Origin of the sequence: Streptomyces sp. NBC_00620 (assembly GCF_026341825.1) — a bacterium.
Taxonomy (GTDB): Bacteria; Actinomycetota; Actinomycetes; order Streptomycetales; family Streptomycetaceae; genus Streptomyces.
Genome location: NZ_JAPENY010000003.1, coordinates 1,644,758 through 1,661,708, shown reverse-complemented (window position 1 = coordinate 1,661,708; position 16,951 = coordinate 1,644,758). Strand labels below are relative to the sequence as shown.

The window sequence follows — 16,951 nt, the reverse complement described above, 5'->3', positions numbered from 1 at the left end:
CTCAGACCTGGGCGCCGGAGAGGCGCTCCACGGCCCGCAGCAGGGCCGAGTGGTCCAGGCCGCCGTCGCCCTGCGCGCGCAGGCTGGCGACGAGCTGGGCCACCACGGCGCCGACCGGGAGGGCCGCACCGACATTGCGGGCGGCGTCCGTGACGATGCCCATGTCCTTGTGGTGGAGGTCGATGCGGAAGCCCGGCTTGAAGTCGCGGTTCAGGAAGTTGTCCTTCTTCCGCGTCAGCACGGTCGAGCCCGCGAGGCCGCCGTTGAGGACGTCGAGGGCGGCGCTCAGGTTCACGCCGGACTTCTCCAGGAAGACCACGGCCTCGGCGCACGCCTGGATGTTCACGGCGACGATCAGCTGGTTGGCGGCCTTCACGGTCTGGCCCGAGCCGTGCGGACCGCACAGCACGATGGTCTTGCCGAGGGCCTCGAAGACCGGCTCGGCCTCGTCGAAGTCGGCCTGCTCGCCGCCGACCATGATCGACAGCACCGCCTCGACGGCACCGGCCTCGCCACCCGACACAGGGGCGTCCAGGACACGGATGCCCTTCTCCTTGGCGGCCTTCGCGAGGTCCACGGAGGTCTGCGGGGTGATGGACGACATGTCGATCAGGAGCGCGCCGGACCGCGCGTTCTCGAGGATGCCGTCGGGGCCGTACGCGATGGCCTCGACGTGCGGGGACGCGGGCACCATGGTGATCACCACGTCGGCGTCCCGCACGGCCTCGGCGATCGAGCCCGCCGCGGTGCCGCCGGCGCCGGCAAGGCGCTCCAGCTTGTCCTGCTCCAGGGTGAAGCCGGTGACGTCGTATCCGGCCTTGATCAGGTTCTCGGACATGGGGGAGCCCATGATGCCGAGACCGATCCACGCGACCTTGGGAAGATTGCTGCTCATGGGGGTGCCTCTCTGACTGCTGTGATACGTCGGTGAGTTGCCGCTCAGCGGGCGGCTCGGGCCGCTGCGGGCAGCCACTCGAAGGACTCGGCGCTCGGCCGGTCGCCCGGCTTGTACTCCAGGCCGACCCAGCCCTCGTAACCGGCCTTCTTCAGCTGGTCGAGGAGGTCTTCCAGGGGGAGCGAGCCGGTGCCCGGCGCGCCCCGGCCCGGGTTGTCGGCGATCTGCACGTGGCCGGTCTTGGCTGCGTACTGCTCGATGACCGAGGGCAGGTCCTCGCCGTTCATGGACAGGTGGTAGAGGTCCATGAGGAACTTGGCGTTGCCGAGGCCGGTGGCCTCGTTGACCTTGTCGACGATCTCGATGCCGGCCGGGGCGGTCACCAGCGGGTAGAGCGGCGACTCGGGCTTGTTGAGGGTCTCGATCAGCAGGATCGCGCCGATGCGGTCGGCCGCGCGGGCGGCCAGTACCAGGTTCTCCAGGGCGAGTTCGTCCTGCTCGGCCGGGTCCACGCCCTCGACGCGGTTGCCGTACAGCGCGTTGAGCGCCTTGCAGCCAAGCGACTGGGCGAAGTCCGCCGCCACATCGATGTTGGCGTGGAACTTCACCGACTCCTCGCCGGGGATCGACAGGGCGCCGCGGTCCGGGCCCGGGAGTTGTCCGGCGTAGAAGTTCAGGCCCGTGAGCTGCACGCCCGCGTCCTCGATCGCCTGCTTGAGGGCGTCGAGCTCGGACTGCTCGGGGGTGGGGGAGTCGATCCAGGGCCACCACAGCTCGACCGCCGTGAAGCCCGCCGCGGCGGCGGCCGCGGGACGCTCCAGGAGCGGGAGCTCCGTGAAGAGGATCGACAGGTTGACGTTGAAGCGCTGGTCCGCGAGTCCCATAGGGGTCGGCGCTCCCTTCCGTGTCGGCGATTCCGATGTGCTGACCGAACCGATTCCGTATGGTGGAAGTTCGTTTCTGCTTAATGGAAGATTGCCGTCGTGTGTCGCGGCTTGTCAAGAGGGGGCTGCCGGAAAATCGACACCGCGCAGTAGGTTGAGCGCGTGCGATTGAGAGTGGAGTTCACGACCGAGCCCTTCGACCTCGACGAGGCGCCCCCGCACGCGCTGGTCGCCCGTGAGGTCATCGAGGCGGCCGAGCTGGACGCCGTGGACGTCGGTCCGTTCGGCAACACCGCGGAGGGTGGTGCGGACGCGGTGCTCACCGCGGTCGACGCACTGCTGCGCAAGGCGCTGGAGGCGGGGGCCTCGCGGGTCTCGCTCCAGGTGAACGTGGTCGGGGAGGGCGATAAGTGACCGGTTTCGGGGACGACCCCTTCGTTACGGCGGTCAAGCCGCTCGTCGATGCCATGGGTGGCGAGATGCTGCCGCTGGACCAGGCCGGCGCCGACGACGTCGTGCTGTCCTGGGAGGGCGCGGACGTCGTCGCCGTACGTCTGCCGCAGCTCGCCGACTCCCTCGACCACATCCTGGCCGCCCTGGAGCGCAAGCGGGGCAAGCCGCTGGCCGACCTCGACCGCAAGGCCAAGCAGGAGGTCGTACGGATACTGGAGTCGCGCGGCGCCTTCTCCGTGCGGCACGGTGTGGAGACGGTGGCGAGCGCCCTCGGGGTGAGCCGCTTCACCGTCTACAACTATCTGAACCGGGAGAAGGACTCCTGACCTGGGGAAACGTGACCGGGCTCGCTGAAGGCGTGCCGGTTGTGACCCGCCGCCGTCCGGAGTGCCAGGGCGGCGGTTTTTGTTACCCGAAGTTTTCAACAAAGTGTTGACGTGGTGTTTCCGAGGGCGTTAGCTATCCGCAGCCCGTCCAGCAACAAGGCCACGGAGGCCCCCGTGACTTCGAGTTCCTCGACACCGGGCCTCGCCCGGTTCAACGCCCTGGAGGAGCACGCGGCAACCGCCGCCCTCCACGAGGCGTGCGCCTCATCGGCATGGGGGCGCGGCCTGCTCGCCCGCCGCCCCTTCGAAAGTCTCGCCGACCTCCTCGCCGCGAGCGACGCCGTCATGGCCGAGCTGACCACCGCGGACCTGGCGGAGGCGATGGCCGGGCATCCTCCGATCGGCCGGCCCAAGCCCGGTGACCCGACCTCCTCTCGGGAGCAGCGCGGCATGGCCGGCGCCTCCGAGGAGCTCAAGGAGGAGATGCTCGAACTGAACCTGGCGTACCAGGAGAGGTTCGGCCACGTCTTCCTCATCTGCGCCACAGGCAGGACCGGCGAGCAGATGCGCGACGCGGTCAAGGAACGGATCGGCAACTCGCCGGAGCAGGAGCGCGAGATCGTCCGCGCCGAGCTGGGCAAGATCAACCGCATCCGTCTGGCCAATCTCGTACAGCAGGAAGATGAAGCATGAGCACCGACACCACGGCCTCCGTGTCCACGCACATCCTGGACACCAGCGTCGGACGCCCCGCCGAGGGCGTCGCCGTCCAGCTCACGGCCCGCAGTGGCCGGGATGCGGACTGGCAGGCGATCGGCGGCTCCGCGACCGACGCGGACGGCCGGTGCAAGGACCTTCCGGCGCTGCCGGAGGGGACGACCCATGTACGGCTCGACTTCGCCGTGGAGTCGTACTTCGAGAAAAAGCAAGCCGATGCGCAGCAGGACGCCCCCGCGAATCGGGACAGCGGCGCGTTTTTCCCCGAGGTGGCGATTACCTTCGCCGTCAATCCGGGCGAGCACTACCACGTACCGCTGCTGCTCAACCCGTTCGGCTACTCCGTTTACCGAGGGAGCTAGCAGACATGCCCACGATTCTGGGACAGAACCAGTACGGCAAGGCCGAGAACCGCGTCGTCAAGATCACCCGCGACGGCGACACGCACCACATCAAGGACCTGAACGTGTCGGTCGCGCTGAGCGGCGACATGCAGGAGGTCCACCTCTCGGGCTCCAACGCGAACGTCCTGCCGACGGACACCACCAAGAACACGGTGTACGCCTTCGCCAAGGAGCACGGCATCGAGTCCGCCGAGCAGTTCGGCATCCACCTGGCCCGGCACTTCGTGACGAGCCAGGAGCCGATCAAGACGGCGCGCATCCGGATCGAGGAGTACTCCTGGGAGCGCATCGAGACCTCGGACGCCAACTCGAAGTTCATCGGCGCCGACGAGGTCAAGCACTCCTTCGTCCGCAAGGGCCAGGAGACCCGGGTCACCCAGATCACCTATGACGGTTCGTCGTGGGAGATCATCTCCGGGCTGAAGGACCTCGTGGTGATGAACTCGACGAACTCCGAGTTCTGGGGCTACGTCAAGGACAAGTACACGACGCTCCCCGAGGCCTACGACCGCATCCTGGCCACCCAGGTCTCCGCCCGCTGGCGCTTCAACTGGTCCGGCGACGAGCAGAAGATGCCCAACTGGGAGAAGTCCTACGACCAGGTCAGGAAGCACATGCTCCAGGCCTTCGCGGAGACGTACTCGCTCTCCCTCCAGCAGACCCTGTACCAAATGGGCTCGCGGATCATCAACAACCGCAGTGAGATCGACGAGGTCCGCTTCTCGCTCCCGAACAAGCACCACTTCCTGGTGGATCTCAAGCCGTTCGGGCTCGAGAACGACAACGAGGTCTACTTCGCGGCCGACCGCCCGTACGGCCTCATCGAGGCCACCGTCCTGCGCGACGGAGTCGAGCCGAAGATCCCGGTGGACCTCACCAACCTGTAGGACCGCATCCAGCGGCCCTGCTGCTCCAGCCCCGACGCGTGCGCCGGCGTCAAGATCCCAGGGGAGAGCGGGGGCATCTGCGCAACAACAGCACCACGGACCCGGTCGTCACCCCGCTCGACCCCCGGGTCCGTCCGCCAATGGGAAGAACGAGGAACCGCCGTGGCAGCTTCGCGCATCGTGATCGAGAACTGTTCCATCGCGACCGTGGACGCGGGTGACACCGAGTACACCTCGGGCCACATCGTCGTCGCCGACAACAAGATCGAGTCGGTGGGCGCCGGAAAGGCCCCCGAGAACCTGGAGAACGTGGTCCGCCGCATCGACGGCACCGGACACCTGGCCACCCCCGGCCTGGTCAACACCCACCACCACTTCTACCAGTGGATCACCCGGGGCCTCGCCACGGACCACAACCTCTTCAACTGGCTCGTCGCGCTCTACCCGACCTGGGCGCGCATCGACGAGCAGATGACGTACGCGGCGGCGCAGGGCTCCCTCGCCATGCTGGCCCGCGGCGGTGTCACCACCGCCATGGACCACCACTACGTCTTCCCCAAGGGCTCCGGCGACCTGTCCGGCTCGATCATCCGCGCCGCGCGCGAGACGGGCGTCCGCTTCACCCTGGCCCGCGGCTCCATGGACCGCAGCGAGAAGGACGGCGGGCTGCCGCCGGACTTCGCCGTCGAGACCCTCGAAGGGGCGCTCGCCGCCACCGAGGCGACCGTCGACGAGCACCACGACGCCTCCTTCGGCGCGATGACACAGATCGCCGTCGCGCCCTGCTCCCCCTTCTCCGTGTCCACCGAACTGATGCGGCAGGGCGCCGAGTTGGCCCGCCGCAAGGGCGTACGGCTGCACACGCACGGCTCGGAGACCGTGGAGGAGGAGCAGTTCTGCAAGGAACTGTTCGGCATGGGCCCGACCGACTACTTCGAGTCGACGGGCTGGCTCGGCGAGGACGTGTGGATGGCGCACTGCGTCCACATGAACGACTCCGACATCGCCGCCTTCGCCCGTACGAAGACGGGTGTCGCCCACTGCCCCTCCTCCAACGCCCGTCTGGCGGCCGGGATCGCGCGCGTCCCCGACATGCTCGCGGCCGGTGTCCCGGTCGGCCTCGGCGTCGACGGCACCGCCTCCAACGAGTCCGGCGAACTCCACACCGAACTGCGCAACGCGCTCCTCATCAACCGCCTCGGTGCCCACCGCGAGGCCGCCCTCAACGCCCGTCAGGCGCTGCGCCTGGGCACCTACGGCGGCGCCCAAGTCCTGGGCAGGGCCGCGGAGATCGGCTCCCTGGAGGCCGGCAAGCTCGCCGACCTCGTGCTGTGGAAGCTCGACACCCTGGCCCACGCCTCGATCGCCGACCCGGTGACCGCACTGGTCTTCGGCGCGGCGGCCCCGGTCACGGCGTCGTTCGTGAACGGCCGCCAGATCGTCGAGGACAACCGCCTGTTGCACGTCGACGAGGACGCGATCGCCCGCTCCACGCGGGAAGAGGCCCAGCGACTCGCGCGGATCGCCGCACAGGGCTGACCGGTTGAAGATCTCCGGTCGAGGGGGACGGCCCTCGACCGGTAGCCGTGGACCCGAGCGGGGTCCATGGCGGCCGTTTCCGGGGCGTGCACGGACGTGTGCGTCCCGGGACGGTCACTGTTGCCCTTTTTGAGGCGATCCGTCCCCCCGGTCCCGCACGACCGCGCACCACCTCCATGAAACCCACGTCAGAGCCGACGTGTTAGCTGACCCGGAGGAACCACCGTGACCGCCCACCCCGTTGACGAGAAACTCCCCGCACTCAAGATGGCCACCACGGGTCTGCAACACGTGGCCGCCATGTACGCGGGAGTCGTCGCCCCGCCGCTGATCGTCGGGGCGGCCATCGGCCTCTCCGGCACCGAACTCACCTTCCTCACCGGTGCCTGCCTCTTCACCGCGGGCCTCGCCACCTTCCTCCAGACGATCGGCATCTGGAAGATCGGCGCCAGGCTTCCGTTCGTCAACGGCGTCACCTTCGCCGGCGTCGCGCCCATGACCGCGGTCGTCGCCTCCACCGAGGACAAGAGCGACGCCCTGCCGGTCATCTTCGGCGCGGTCATCGTCGCGGGCGTCCTCGGATTCATAGCCGCCCCCTTCTTCAGCAAGGCGGTCCGCTTCTTCCCACCCGTCGTCACCGGCACCGTCATCACGCTGATCGGCGTCTCGCTCCTTCCGGTCGCCTTCGGCTGGGCGCAGGGGCCCAACCCCGCGGCGGACGACTACGGTTCGACGACCTACCTGGGCCTGGCCGCCGCCACCCTCGTCATCGTGCTGCTCCTGCGCCGCTTCACCCGCGGCTTCGTCAAGCAGATCGCCGTGCTGCTCGGCCTCGTCATCGGCACCCTCGTCGCGATCCCGTTCGGCGTCACGGACTTCAGCCCGGTGGCCGACGCGGACATCGTCGGCTTCCCGACGCCGTTCCACTTCGGCGCCCCGCAGTTCCAGGTCGCCGCGATCGTCTCGATGATCGTGGTCATGGTGGTCTCGATGACCGAATCGACCGCGGACATGCTGGCGTTGGGCGAGATCGTCGAGCGCCCGGCCGACGAGAAGACCATCGCGGCGGGCCTGCGCGCCGACACCCTCGGCTCGGCGATCAGCCCGCTCTTCAACGGCTTCATGTGCAGCGCCTTCGCGCAGAACATCGGCCTGGTCGCGATGACCAGGATCCGCAGCCGGTACGTCGTCGCCACCGGCGGCGGTTTCCTCGTACTGATGGGCCTGTGCCCCATGGCCGCCTCGCTGATCGCCGTCGTACCGCGTCCCGTCCTCGGCGGCGCGGGCGTCGTCCTCTTCGGCTCGGTCGCGGCCAGCGGCATCCAGACCCTCGTACGGGCGGGCCTGGAGAAGGACAACAACGTCCTGATCGTCGCCGTGTCGCTGGCCGTCGGCATCATCCCGATCACGGCGCCGGAGTTCTACCACGCCTTCCCGGAGACGGCGAAGATCGTCCTGGACTCGGGGATCTCGACCGGGTGCGTGGCGGCCGTGCTCCTCAACCTCGTCTTCAACCACCTGGGCAAGGGACAGGACGCGGACGACGTGACCCACCCCATGGAGGCGGGCGAGGACCTCAAGGCGGTCCCGGCCCACTGACGTCTCAGCTCACTTGCGCCTCGGGCATACGGAGGGCGCGGCACCCGGGGGTGTCGCGCCCTCCGCCGTACTCCCGGCCAGGGTCAGCCGATGTGGTAACTGTCCCCGTACACCTGCCAGTCCAGCGGCGGATTCAGGTTCAGGTTCCGGTTCCGCAGGAAGACCCGCTGCGCGGTGTCGACCCGGCTGGTGTCCTCGTGCGCCTCCTCCTGCTTCATCGCCCAGACGCGCGCGTCGAGGAACGCGTTGAGATACGTCACCTCGTTGCCACCCTGGGAAGGCGGCCGGGCACTGGACAGGGCCCGCCTGCGGATGCTGCCGAAGCTGGTGCTGTCGCCGCCGTTGCCGTGCATCACGATGGCGTCGTAGTAGGCGAACTGGCCGAGGACGCCTATGCCGTCGGCCTTGCCCTGCCCGACGGCAGGGTTGAAGTAGACGCGGTCGCGCTCGTCGTTCTGGGCCTGCTGGAACGCCGAGTCCTGGGCCGCCCTGCGCCAGTCCCCGGGGAAGCCGGGGTCCAGGCCGTCGTGCGAATCGCTGCCGTCCACGTTGCGCAGGGCGGGCAGGTATTTCGCGAGTACGTTGCCGGGCTTGCGCTGTGCGTACAGCTCGACGAGGTCCAGCATGTCGCCGGTGCCCGAGCAGAAGCCGATGATCCCGGCGGTGTAGCCGCGCCCGTCGCCGATGTCCTCGATGTACCCGTACTGCGCCTTCCAGTCCAGCGAGGAGTTCTCCGCGCTGGACACCAGCTTCATGGCGATCTCCTTCTTCGCCGGGTCGTCCAGACCGGTCGCCGCAGCGGTTGCGGACTGGGTCGCGATGAGCGGACCTGTCACCAGAGAGGCTCCGATCACCGCGAGCAGCGTGCGGCGTGACGTGCGTATGTGGGGGGTGTGCACGGTACCTCCGAAGGGGGAGTTGTCGTTCACGCGTACTGTTAGGAAAGTTTCCTACCAGAGAATGCGAGTGACGTATACCCGTCAGGGAGGAGGTGGGAACCACTAGTTCATTCGGGCAGGCGTGCCGACGCGGGCCCTTGCCACGCCATCAGGTTCGCAAGCAGCTCGGCCTGCTCGACCGCGTCGTCGAGAGCGTGGTGCGTATGCCGCCGGCGGGACAGCAGGTCACGCGGCATGGTGCCCTTGGCGACCGCACGCAGCGGGAGGGCAGCCTTCGTCGCGTAGAGCGTCTTCATGTCGAGGCAGCCGGAGTGCCCGAACGGGCTCGCCCCGGTGAAGCGGATCAGATACCAGTACAGGAACGTCCAGTCGTACATCGCCGGGTAGCCGCACATCACGGGCTGCGCACTCCTCGCCGATCGGCCGGAGTTCACGGTAGAAGGTCCGCTCCTCCGGGTCGGAGCACGGCAGCGGGCGGCGCCGTGTCGCACCTGGATTTCAGGCGTGGCGGTAGGCCTGGCAGGGCTGGGCCTGGGGGAGGCGGCCGGTGAAGAACGAGGTGGGCGGGACGCCCATCAGGGTGCGGAAGTCGGCGGCCATGTGCGACTGGTCGTAGTACCCGGTGGCGGTGGCCAGTTGGGCCCAGGGGGTCTCCGGCGCGCTGCGCGCGTGCGTGAGGATGTGCCGTACGCGGGCGATGCGGGCGTAGTGCTTGGGGGAGACGCCGACACCGTCCGCGAAGAGGTTGCGCAACTGGCGTTCGCTGACGGCGAGGTGTCCGGCCAACTCCCGTACGCCCACGGGTAGATGGCCCGTGTCCGTCGACATCGCCTCGACCGCCGCGCGTAGCAGTTCCGTACGTGCCGGGTCGGCTGGGGTGAGCCGTTCCGGCAGGGTCTCCGTCAGGTGGGGCATAACCCGCTCAGGGTCCAACGGGAGGAGTTCGTCGGCCAGTTGGCGAGCGTGGGCGCCGGGGAAGTCGCCGAGCGGTGCGACCTTGCCGACGAGATCGACCGCCGGTACGCCGAGCAGCGGGCGGGCCGCGCCGGGACCGAGGCGCAGCTGCACGCAGGAGGCCAGCCGCTTGCTGGCGTGGTACGAGGCGCGGGTGCGCGGCCCGACGACCAGGACATCGCGGCGGCCGTTCTCCTCGACCCGCACCACCATCTTCGTCACCGCGTCCGGGACATGGGTGAACGGTTCGCGCAGCTCGCCGTCGACGGATGTGAAGGCGGCGTCGACGAACCAGGGGCGGAGCACCCCGGGCAGCGGCAGGCGCGTCTCGGTGAGACCGCTCGCGCCGGGCTTCGTCGTCTCATCCGTGGTGGTCACTCCTCCACCGTAATCGCGCCGGAGCGTCCGCCGGGCCCGGGAACCGTGCCGGAATTTCCTAGCGGCCGGCCGCACCGGCTCGGCACGGTGAGGGACATGATCCTAGTGACCGGTGCCACGGGCACCATCGGCAGTGAACTTCTGCGGCGACTCGCGGCGCGCGGCGAGAAGGCCCGCGCGCTGACCCGGGACCCCACCCGCGCAAGGGTGCCGGCCGGGGTCGAGGTGGTCCGCGGCGACTACCACGAGCCCGCGTCCGTCGAGGCCGCCATGTCCGGGGTGTCCGCCCTCTTCGCCGTCGGCGTCCTCGGCCCCGGCGACGCGGACGCCGACGCGGCGCTGGTCGCGGCGGCGCGGGCGGCGGGCGTACGCCGGGTCGTGAAACTCTCCGCCATCGGTACCGGCGACCCGGCCCTCGGCCCCGTCGGCCACTGGCACCTCGGCGGCGAACAGGCCGTCCAGACAAGCGAGTTGGAGTGGACCGTGCTGCGTCCCTCGTCGTTCGCCTCCAACACGCTGAGCTGGGCGGAGGCGATCCACTCCGGCAACCCGGTGCCCAACATGACCGGGGCGGGCACACAGGGTGTCATCGACCCCCGTGACGTCTCCGAGGTCGCGGCCGAGGCGTTGCTCGCGCCGGGGCACACCGGCCGCACCTACACCCTGACCGGACCCGAGCTCCTCACCACCTCCGACCAGGCCGCCGCCCTCTCCGAGGTTCTCGGCGGCCCGGTCGCCACCGTCGACGTACCCCCGGACGCGCTCCGCGAGCAGTTCATCGTGGCCGGCATGTCCGAGACCTACGCCGAAGGAGTCCTGGCGGGCACGGCGTACGTCCGCAGGGGCGGGAACGCCGTGCTGACCGAGGACGTACGGCAGGTACTGGGCCGTGAGCCGCGTACCTATGCCCAGTGGGCGCGCGATCACAAGGAGGCCTTCGCACGGGACTGACGGCCGGCCCCGGGTGTCTCCTCCTCCGTGACCGCGGAGGAGGAGACACGCGCCGGCCTCAGCAGCACCGCCGCCAGCATCAACGCGGTCGCGGTGATCCCCATGCCCACGGTGAACGCCAGCCGATAGCCGTCAGCCGTCGCCGCGACCAGGCCCTCGCCCGCACCGAGCAGCCGCTCCGTGCGGCTCGCCGCCAGCGTCGTGAGGACCGCGAGGCCCAGTGAACCGCCCACCACCTGCGTGGTGTTGAAGAGCCCGGAGGCCAGTCCCGCGTCCTCCTCGCGGGCTCCCGACATGGCGAGCCCGGTGACCGCGGGCATCGAGGCCGCGAAACCGGCGGCGAGGAGGAGCAGCGGCGGCAGGACGTCGGCGAGGTATGTGCCGTCGGCAGGGGCCCGGCTCAACAGGGCCATGCCCGCGGTGATGAGGGCGAGCCCGGCGAGCAGCACCCGGTACGGGCCGAAGCGGGCGATCGTGCGCGCCGACAGGCTCAGCATCAGCACCCCGATCGCGATCGGCGCGGGGAGAAACGCCGTGCCGGTGAGCAACTCGCTGTAGCCCAGGACGCGTTGGAGGTAGAGCGCGCCGATGAACTGGAAGCCGTACATCCCCGCGATCATGAGGATCTGGACGCTGTTCGCACCCGTCAGGGCACGGGAGCGGAAGAGCCGCAGCCGCAGCAGGGGGCGTGCGGCCCACGCCTGCCGCACGGTGAAGCCGGTGAAGAGGGCGAGCGACACGGCGGCGAGGGTGAGCGTGGAGCCGAGCGCGCGGTCGCCGGCGCCGACGATCGCGTACACGGTCAGCATCAGGGCGCCCGTGACCAGCGCCGCCCCGGGATAGTCGGCGCCCTTGCCGAGGCCGAACCCCTGATCGGGGGCGAGGATTCGCAGTGCGGCGACCAGCGCCACCACCCCGATAGGCAGGTTGATCAGGAAGATCCAGTGCCAGCCGATCGCCTGCGTCAGCGCCCCGCCGAGGAAGGTGCCGAGCGCCCCGCCCGCCGCGCCGACCGCGCTGAACACCGCGATGGCGCGGGCCTGTTCGCGGGGCTCGGGGAAGAGCCCGACCAGCATGCCGAGGACGACCGCCGAGGTCATCGCCCCGCCGACGCCCTGCAGCGCGCGGGCCGCGACCAGCATGCCCTGGCTGGTGGCCACCCCGCACAGCACGGACGCCGCGGTGAACACGGCGAGCCCGGCGACGAACATCCGCTTGCGGCCCACCAGATCACCGAGCCGCCCCACGAGCAGGAGCAGTCCGCCGAACGGAATCAGATACGCGTTCACGACCCAGGCGAGACCAGGGCCCGAGAAGCCGAGGTCGCTCTGGATCGCGGGCATCGCGACCGTGACGATGTTCCCGTCCAGGATCGTCATCAGCGTGCCCGCGCACAGCACGACCAGGGACGCCCAGCGGGAGTATGTTCGTGGTGCCGTTGACGCGGTTCGGAAATGCATGGCGATGACCTCGGCGTTCTCCATAGGTGCACGACTTGTAACGGGGTTCATCGTGGGTGACCCTGGAGTCCGGCATAAGGAGGCACTTCGATGTCCCAGAGGAACACCGGTGTTACCGCGCAGGCAGTGCTCGCGCAGGCGTGCCCGGTCCGCGAAGTTCTTGACAGGGTCGCCGGGAAATGGAGCGTGCTGATCATCGTGGCCGCCGCCCACGGCCCGATCAGGTTCACCGAACTGGAGCGCAGCGTGGAGGGCATCAGCCGCCGCATGCTCTCCCTCACGCTGCGCAACCTGGAGCGCGACGGACTCGTCACACGCACCGTCCATCCGACGGTGCCGCCGAAGGTGGAGTACGAACTCACACCGGTGGCCCGCGAGTTGCACGAGACGCTGCTGTCCCTGACGGACTGGGCGGAGCGGCACCGCGTCACGATCGCCGAGTCGCGAGCGGCCTACGACGTCCAGCACCGGCCGGAGCTGCTGGACGCGTAGGCACATCCGTCTGGACGCCTAGGCCCATCCGTCGGGACGCGCTGGCCCCTCCGCTACGGAGTCGCGAGCGCCTCGGTCGGCGACAGACGCGACGCCCGGATCGCCGGGTAGAGCCCGGCCAGTCCGCCGATCACCAGGGTGGCCGCGACGCCGCCGGCCAGCGCCCAGGGCGGCACGACGGTCGGCCAGCCCTGGTAGAGGGCGTACCCGGTGGTGACGGCCAGGCCAAGCAGGGCGCCGGCCGCGCCGCCGAGGGCGGACAACAGCAGGGACTCGGCGAGGAACTGCGTACGGATCTGCCCGCGCGTCGCGCCCAGCGAGCGGCGCAGCCCGATCTCCGCCCGTCGCTCAAGGACCGAGATGACCATCGTGTTCGCCACCCCCACCCCGCCGACGAGCAGAGCGACCGCCCCCAGGCCGAGCAGCAGCCCGGTGAACGCCTCACCCGCGGCCTGCTTGGCGGCGAGCGCGTCCGAGGGCCGGGAGACCTGGACCTCGCTCGGTGCCTCGGGGTTGGCGGTGGCGCCCAGGACCTCGCGGACCGTCGTCACGGACGCGTCGGCCGAGCGGGTGTAGACCGTGGTGGCATGGCCGTCGAACGCCAGCTCCGACGCGGCCACGGGCCAGCCGATCAGCGCCGCCGTGTCCAACTCCGGTGTCAGCTCCGACGGTTGGAGAATCCCGACCACTGTGAACCAGGTGCCGCCGACCAGCACCTGGGTTTCCGGGCTCGCGTGCCCGATCCCGAGCCGCTGGGCGGCCGTCGCGCCGAGCACCGTCGCCGGGTACCGGCCCGTGCCTCCGTTCAGCCAGGCCCCGCTCGCCAACTCCGCGCCGATGGTGGCCCGTAGAGACGTGCGGGCCGCGTACACCGCGATCCCGTTCGTCTGTGCCTCGGGGATCCGGTCGGTGCGGTAGACCTTCGCGTCCTCGGCCCTGCCGACCGCCGACACGGCCTCCACACCGTCGATGCGGGACACCATGTCCTCGGCGGTGGAGGGGAGTTGAGCCACCCCGCCGGTCAGGGTGGAGCCCGGTGACACCGTGAGCAGATTGGTGCCCAGAGCCGCAAGGGCGCGGTCGAGATCGGCGCGGGACGAGGACGAGATGCCGACCACGGCGACCATCGCCGCGATACCGATCGCGATGCCGAGCGCCGACAGGAAGGCCCGCAGCGGCCGGGTGCGCAGCCCGACGGCGCCGACTCTGACGACGTCGGCGGGGCCGAGGTGGGCGGGGCGCAGGACGTCGGTGGTCACTCGTGTCGCTTCCGTGGTCATCGGATCGCCTCCCGCGCCACGTCGGTGGCCGCACGGTCCGAGTCCTCGACCACTCGGCCGTCCCGCATCCGCACCCGCCGTGGCAGCGAGTCGGCGATCTCCCGGTCATGGGTGATGATCACGACCGTGGTCCCGGTGGCGTGCAGTTCGCGCAGCAGCCGCATCACGCCCAGGCCCGACACGGAGTCCAGCGCACCCGTCGGCTCGTCGGCGAGCAGCAGCGGAGGATCCCCGGCGACCGCGCGGGCCACCGCCACCCGCTGTCGCTCGCCGCCGGACAACTCCTGCGGCTCGTGGTGCATACGGTGGCCAAGACCCACCCGGCGCAGTGCCTGCGCGGCGCGACGGCGGCGCTCCGCGGGCCGCAGCCCGGAGTAGAGCAGACCGTCGGCCACGTTCTCCAACGCCGTTGTCCCGCCCGCCAGATGGAACCGCTGGAAGACGAAGCCGATCCGGCGCGCCCGCAGCGCCGACAGCCGCGCGTCCGACAGGGCCCCCGCGTCGTACCCCTCGACCCGGACACTGCCCGACGAGGGCCGGTCGAGGGTGCCGAGCATGTGCAGCATGGTCGACTTGCCGGAGCCCGACGGGCCCACGATGGCGACGAGTTCACCGCGCGTGATCGTCAGGGACACCCCGGCCAGCGCGGTGACGCCGCCCGGGTAGACCTTGGTGACATCGGTCAGCGAGATCATGCGGGCACCCCCACCCTCGTGCCCTCGGTGATGCCCTCGCCGGTGATCTCCACCCGCCCGTTCGCGAACAGGCCCGTCTCGACAGACACGTACGCCGTGGTCGACCCCCGTACGACCTCGACGCCGAAACCGCCCTCCGGAAGCGCCACGAGCGCGGCGATCGGAATTGTCAGGACGTTCTTGCGCTCGCCCGCCGTGAAGAAGACGTTGACGGCGGCCAGTACGTAGGACGCGGCCGCTTTCTGCGCCTTGGCGCCGTCCAGCGCGACGGTCACCTTCACCTTGGTCGTCGGGTCCTGCTCCCCGCCGTCGCCGGGATCGATCTCGGTGGAGACGTCCTCGATCCGGCCCTCGACGCTCGTACCGTCCGGCAGTTCGACGGCGACCTTCGTGCCCTTCTTCGCCAACCGCTGGTCGGCGGTATCGAGTTCGAGCGTGACGACCTGGGTGGTGCCGGTGTACGACAGCACCTTCTGGCCCGGGCCCGTCGCGGCGCCCTCCTCGGCGTCGACGGCGTCCACGCGCACGGCGGCCGGCGCGAACACCACCCGGCCCAGCTCCACGGCGCCGGTCTCGTCCAGACCCCGGTCCTCCTGCCACTCCTCCACCGCGTCGGCGGTCGCGTCCGTGTACTCGTCGTCGACCGTGAAGCCGGAGTAGCCGAGCGCGTCGAGGTTGCGCTCCAGCGCCTCCACGTCCGCGCCCTCGACGCCGGGCTTCAGGTCGCGGTACGCGGGAGTCGCGCCGTACATCAGGGTTACGGGCTTGTCGTCGACCTCGTACAAGGTCCTGCCCCGGGTGATCTCCTCGCCCGCATCAGGGAGTTCGGTGACCGTGCCCGGGATGCGGCCGGTCGCGGAGGTCGCCGTACCGTAGCCGAGTTCGCCGTCCTCGGACTGGCTGTCCTTGAGGGTCTGGCGGGTCACATCGGCGGTGGCCGGGGGGAGTTGGGTGGCGGATCCGCCGCCGGACCCGTCGCGTCCGGCGAGCCCGAGACCGGCGGCCGCCGCGCCGCCGACCGCGGCGATGACGCCTACGGCGATGACGGCCTTGCGGCCGCGGCGCCTGTGACGCCGGGGGTGGCTCGGCTCGGTCTGTACGGGGGCGGACCGGGGGTCGGACCGTGACGGGTCGGCCTGGGACTCGGTGTGTGCCGGGTCGGGCTGGGGGTCGGGTTGCGCTTGCTGCGGCTCGGTTTCGCGCGGTGCGTGCTCGGGCTGGGTTTCGGTATGCGCCCGCTCGGACCGTGCTTCGGGATGTGCGTGCTCGGCCTGGGTTTCGGTATGCGCCCGCTCCGACCGTGCTTCGGGATGTGCGTGCCCGGCCTGGGTTTCGGCGTGCGCCCGCTCCGACCGTGCCGCGAGTTGCGCCTGCTCGCGCGGGGTTTCGGATGGAGTGTGCTCGGGAGAGGTGTCGTCGGGCACGACCGCGGCCTCACTCATCGTCGGCCTTGTCGTTGGAGGGGCCTTCGCCGCCGGCAGGGGCGTACTTGTCGCATGTCTTCTGGGCCTTCGCGAAGTCGGGGTCCTCGGCGACGTCCTGATTGATCTGGATCCCCGCGCTGCCGGGCTCGGGGTCGGGGAATTCCTCCACCCCGTTGTCGCGCATGCACTGGGAGAGCTTGCGTATCCGCTCCTCCATCTCGGGGTCGGCACTGGCCTCCCCGTTCTGCATGGGGTCGTACTTGCGGCAGGCCTCCATCGCCTTGTCGACCTCGCCCTTGGGCAGCTTGCCGGTGATCCGGAGGCCCTTGCCGGGCTCCGGGTCCTCCACGTCCACGCCGTGCTCGCGCAGACACTGCGCGAACTTCACCCCCTGGTCGTCCAGCGAGCTCTTGCTGGCAGTCGCACCGGTCGCCTCGGCGTCGCCCTCGGAACCACACCCCGAAAGGGACAGGGCAAGCACCAGGGCGAGAGCCGGCGGGAGGGCGGCCAGTGTGCCGCGGGTCCGCATCCGCATCGCGTCGTCTCCTCAGGTCGGGACCGGAGGAGTTCTCCGGCCACTCGCCAGGAGGGAACAGGACCGGGCGTTTCCCTGGCGTTTCCAAGCCACTTGAGTGCCCAGTGGGCTGTGTTCGGGCCCACGCGGGCCGAGTTCGGCGCGCGCGCGGGGACGATCACTAACAGAAAGGAAACGCG

Annotated in this window: 19 protein-coding genes; 9 read left to right on the top strand and 10 right to left on the bottom strand. The window is 70.2% G+C overall.

The features are described 5' to 3' along the window. Nucleotide 1: 1 nt before the first annotated feature. Both OG246_RS38600 and OG246_RS38595 read right to left on the bottom strand, forming a co-directional pair. Nucleotides 2-895 (bottom strand): 2-hydroxy-3-oxopropionate reductase, encoded by an 894-nt coding sequence (locus tag OG246_RS38600; RefSeq protein ID WP_266473712.1) that lies wholly within the window; start codon nucleotides 893-895, stop codon nucleotides 2-4. Between the two features lie 44 nt (nucleotides 896-939). Beyond that, nucleotides 940-1,779, bottom strand: coding sequence for a TIM barrel protein (locus OG246_RS38595; protein WP_266473711.1), 840 nt, complete (start codon nucleotides 1,777-1,779; stop codon nucleotides 940-942). Between the two features lie 162 nt (nucleotides 1,780-1,941). Here OG246_RS38595 and OG246_RS38590 point away from each other — a divergent pair, with 162 nt between their 5' ends. From OG246_RS38590 to OG246_RS38560, 7 genes are all read left to right on the top strand, one after another. Next, complete coding sequence (locus OG246_RS38590) at nucleotides 1,942-2,193, top strand: hypothetical protein (protein ID WP_266473709.1); 252 nt, start codon at nucleotides 1,942-1,944, stop codon at nucleotides 2,191-2,193. Then, entirely contained in the window at nucleotides 2,190-2,558 is a 369-nt protein-coding gene (locus OG246_RS38585) for a helix-turn-helix domain-containing protein (RefSeq protein WP_266473707.1), read from the top strand. The genes OG246_RS38590 and OG246_RS38585 overlap by 4 nt, the downstream gene beginning before the upstream one ends. Nucleotides 2,559-2,732: 174 nt before the next feature. Further along, the gene (gene uraD, locus OG246_RS38580; RefSeq protein WP_266473705.1) at nucleotides 2,733-3,251 is read left to right on the top strand and encodes a 2-oxo-4-hydroxy-4-carboxy-5-ureidoimidazoline decarboxylase; all 519 of its coding nucleotides are present in this window, start codon (nucleotides 2,733-2,735) and stop codon (nucleotides 3,249-3,251) included. Beyond that, nucleotides 3,248-3,637 carry a hydroxyisourate hydrolase gene (gene uraH, locus OG246_RS38575; RefSeq protein WP_266473704.1) on the top strand — a complete coding sequence of 130 codons (390 nt, stop codon included), beginning with the start codon at nucleotides 3,248-3,250 and terminating at the stop codon, nucleotides 3,635-3,637. The genes uraD and uraH overlap by 4 nt, the downstream gene beginning before the upstream one ends. Nucleotides 3,638-3,642: 5 nt before the next feature. Beyond that, on the top strand, nucleotides 3,643-4,566 hold the full coding sequence (gene pucL, locus OG246_RS38570) for a factor-independent urate hydroxylase (RefSeq protein WP_266473702.1): 924 nt from the start codon (nucleotides 3,643-3,645) through the stop codon (nucleotides 4,564-4,566). Between the two features lie 162 nt (nucleotides 4,567-4,728). Continuing rightward, nucleotides 4,729-6,105 carry an 8-oxoguanine deaminase gene (locus OG246_RS38565; RefSeq protein ID WP_266473700.1) on the top strand — a complete coding sequence of 459 codons (1,377 nt, stop codon included), beginning with the start codon at nucleotides 4,729-4,731 and terminating at the stop codon, nucleotides 6,103-6,105. Nucleotides 6,106-6,330: 225 nt separating this feature from the next. Beyond that, a complete protein-coding gene (locus OG246_RS38560) occupies nucleotides 6,331-7,704 on the top strand; it encodes a nucleobase:cation symporter-2 family protein (protein ID WP_266473698.1) in 1,374 nt (457 codons plus the stop codon). An 83-nt stretch (nucleotides 7,705-7,787) separates the two neighbouring features. On the opposite strand, the gene OG246_RS38555 is transcribed toward OG246_RS38560, so the two are convergent. The 3 genes from OG246_RS38555 to OG246_RS38545 all read right to left on the bottom strand — a co-directional run bounded on the left by OG246_RS38555 (nucleotide 7,788) and on the right by OG246_RS38545 (nucleotide 9,935). Further along, nucleotides 7,788-8,603 carry a chitosanase gene (locus OG246_RS38555; RefSeq protein WP_266473696.1) on the bottom strand — a complete coding sequence of 272 codons (816 nt, stop codon included), beginning with the start codon at nucleotides 8,601-8,603 and terminating at the stop codon, nucleotides 7,788-7,790. Nucleotides 8,604-8,710: 107 nt separating this feature from the next. Next, the gene (locus OG246_RS38550; RefSeq protein ID WP_266473694.1) at nucleotides 8,711-9,037 is read right to left on the bottom strand and encodes a hypothetical protein; all 327 of its coding nucleotides are present in this window, start codon (nucleotides 9,035-9,037) and stop codon (nucleotides 8,711-8,713) included. Between the two features lie 64 nt (nucleotides 9,038-9,101). Beyond that, the gene (locus OG246_RS38545) at nucleotides 9,102-9,935 is read right to left on the bottom strand and encodes an AraC family transcriptional regulator (protein ID WP_266473692.1); all 834 of its coding nucleotides are present in this window, start codon (nucleotides 9,933-9,935) and stop codon (nucleotides 9,102-9,104) included. A gap of 87 nt (nucleotides 9,936-10,022) precedes the next feature. Between OG246_RS38545 and OG246_RS38540 the strand changes: the two genes are divergently transcribed. After that, a complete protein-coding gene (locus OG246_RS38540; RefSeq protein WP_266473690.1) occupies nucleotides 10,023-10,886 on the top strand; it encodes an NAD(P)H-binding protein in 864 nt (287 codons plus the stop codon). On the opposite strand, the gene OG246_RS38535 is transcribed toward OG246_RS38540, so the two are convergent. Further along, the gene (locus OG246_RS38535; protein WP_266473688.1) at nucleotides 10,859-12,346 is read right to left on the bottom strand and encodes an MFS transporter; all 1,488 of its coding nucleotides are present in this window, start codon (nucleotides 12,344-12,346) and stop codon (nucleotides 10,859-10,861) included. The genes OG246_RS38540 and OG246_RS38535 overlap by 28 nt on opposite strands. 90 nt (nucleotides 12,347-12,436) lie before the next feature. Between OG246_RS38535 and OG246_RS38530 the strand changes: the two genes are divergently transcribed. Continuing rightward, nucleotides 12,437-12,838 carry a helix-turn-helix domain-containing protein gene (locus OG246_RS38530; RefSeq protein WP_266473687.1) on the top strand — a complete coding sequence of 134 codons (402 nt, stop codon included), beginning with the start codon at nucleotides 12,437-12,439 and terminating at the stop codon, nucleotides 12,836-12,838. Between the two features lie 53 nt (nucleotides 12,839-12,891). Here OG246_RS38530 and OG246_RS38525 read toward each other — a convergent pair whose 3' ends face one another. The 4 genes from OG246_RS38525 to OG246_RS38510 are packed head-to-tail and all read right to left on the bottom strand — an operon-like array spanning nucleotide 12,892 to nucleotide 16,772. Continuing rightward, complete coding sequence (locus OG246_RS38525) at nucleotides 12,892-14,118, bottom strand: ABC transporter permease (protein ID WP_266473685.1); 1,227 nt, start codon at nucleotides 14,116-14,118, stop codon at nucleotides 12,892-12,894. Continuing rightward, nucleotides 14,115-14,813 carry an ABC transporter ATP-binding protein gene (locus OG246_RS38520; RefSeq protein ID WP_266473683.1) on the bottom strand — a complete coding sequence of 233 codons (699 nt, stop codon included), beginning with the start codon at nucleotides 14,811-14,813 and terminating at the stop codon, nucleotides 14,115-14,117. The genes OG246_RS38525 and OG246_RS38520 overlap by 4 nt, the downstream gene beginning before the upstream one ends. Beyond that, nucleotides 14,810-16,255 (bottom strand): peptidoglycan-binding protein, encoded by a 1,446-nt coding sequence (locus OG246_RS38515; protein WP_323178369.1) that lies wholly within the window; start codon nucleotides 16,253-16,255, stop codon nucleotides 14,810-14,812. The genes OG246_RS38520 and OG246_RS38515 overlap by 4 nt, the downstream gene beginning before the upstream one ends. Further along, a complete protein-coding gene (locus tag OG246_RS38510) occupies nucleotides 16,248-16,772 on the bottom strand; it encodes a hypothetical protein (RefSeq protein WP_266473682.1) in 525 nt (174 codons plus the stop codon). The genes OG246_RS38515 and OG246_RS38510 overlap by 8 nt, the downstream gene beginning before the upstream one ends. Nucleotides 16,773-16,951: the final 179 nt, after the last annotated feature.

Coding starts and splice junctions, on each gene's coding strand:
- OG246_RS38520 (WP_266473683.1), bottom strand. CDS start 14,813: ATGATCTCGCTGACCGATGTCACCAAGGTCTACCCGGGCGGCGTCACC.
- OG246_RS38530 (WP_266473687.1), top strand. CDS start 12,437: ATGTCCCAGAGGAACACCGGTGTTACCGCGCAGGCAGTGCTCGCGCAG.
- OG246_RS38510 (WP_266473682.1), bottom strand. CDS start 16,772: ATGCGGATGCGGACCCGCGGCACACTGGCCGCCCTCCCGCCGGCTCTC.
- OG246_RS38595 (WP_266473711.1), bottom strand. CDS start 1,779: ATGGGACTCGCGGACCAGCGCTTCAACGTCAACCTGTCGATCCTCTTC.
- OG246_RS38600 (WP_266473712.1), bottom strand. CDS start 895: ATGAGCAGCAATCTTCCCAAGGTCGCGTGGATCGGTCTCGGCATCATG.
- OG246_RS38515 (WP_323178369.1), bottom strand. CDS start 16,255: ATGAGTGAGGCCGCGGTCGTGCCCGACGACACCTCTCCCGAGCACACT.
- OG246_RS38525 (WP_266473685.1), bottom strand. CDS start 14,118: ATGACCACGGAAGCGACACGAGTGACCACCGACGTCCTGCGCCCCGCC.
- OG246_RS38535 (WP_266473688.1), bottom strand. CDS start 12,346: ATGCATTTCCGAACCGCGTCAACGGCACCACGAACATACTCCCGCTGG.
- pucL (WP_266473702.1), top strand. CDS start 3,643: ATGCCCACGATTCTGGGACAGAACCAGTACGGCAAGGCCGAGAACCGC.
- uraH (WP_266473704.1), top strand. CDS start 3,248: ATGAGCACCGACACCACGGCCTCCGTGTCCACGCACATCCTGGACACC.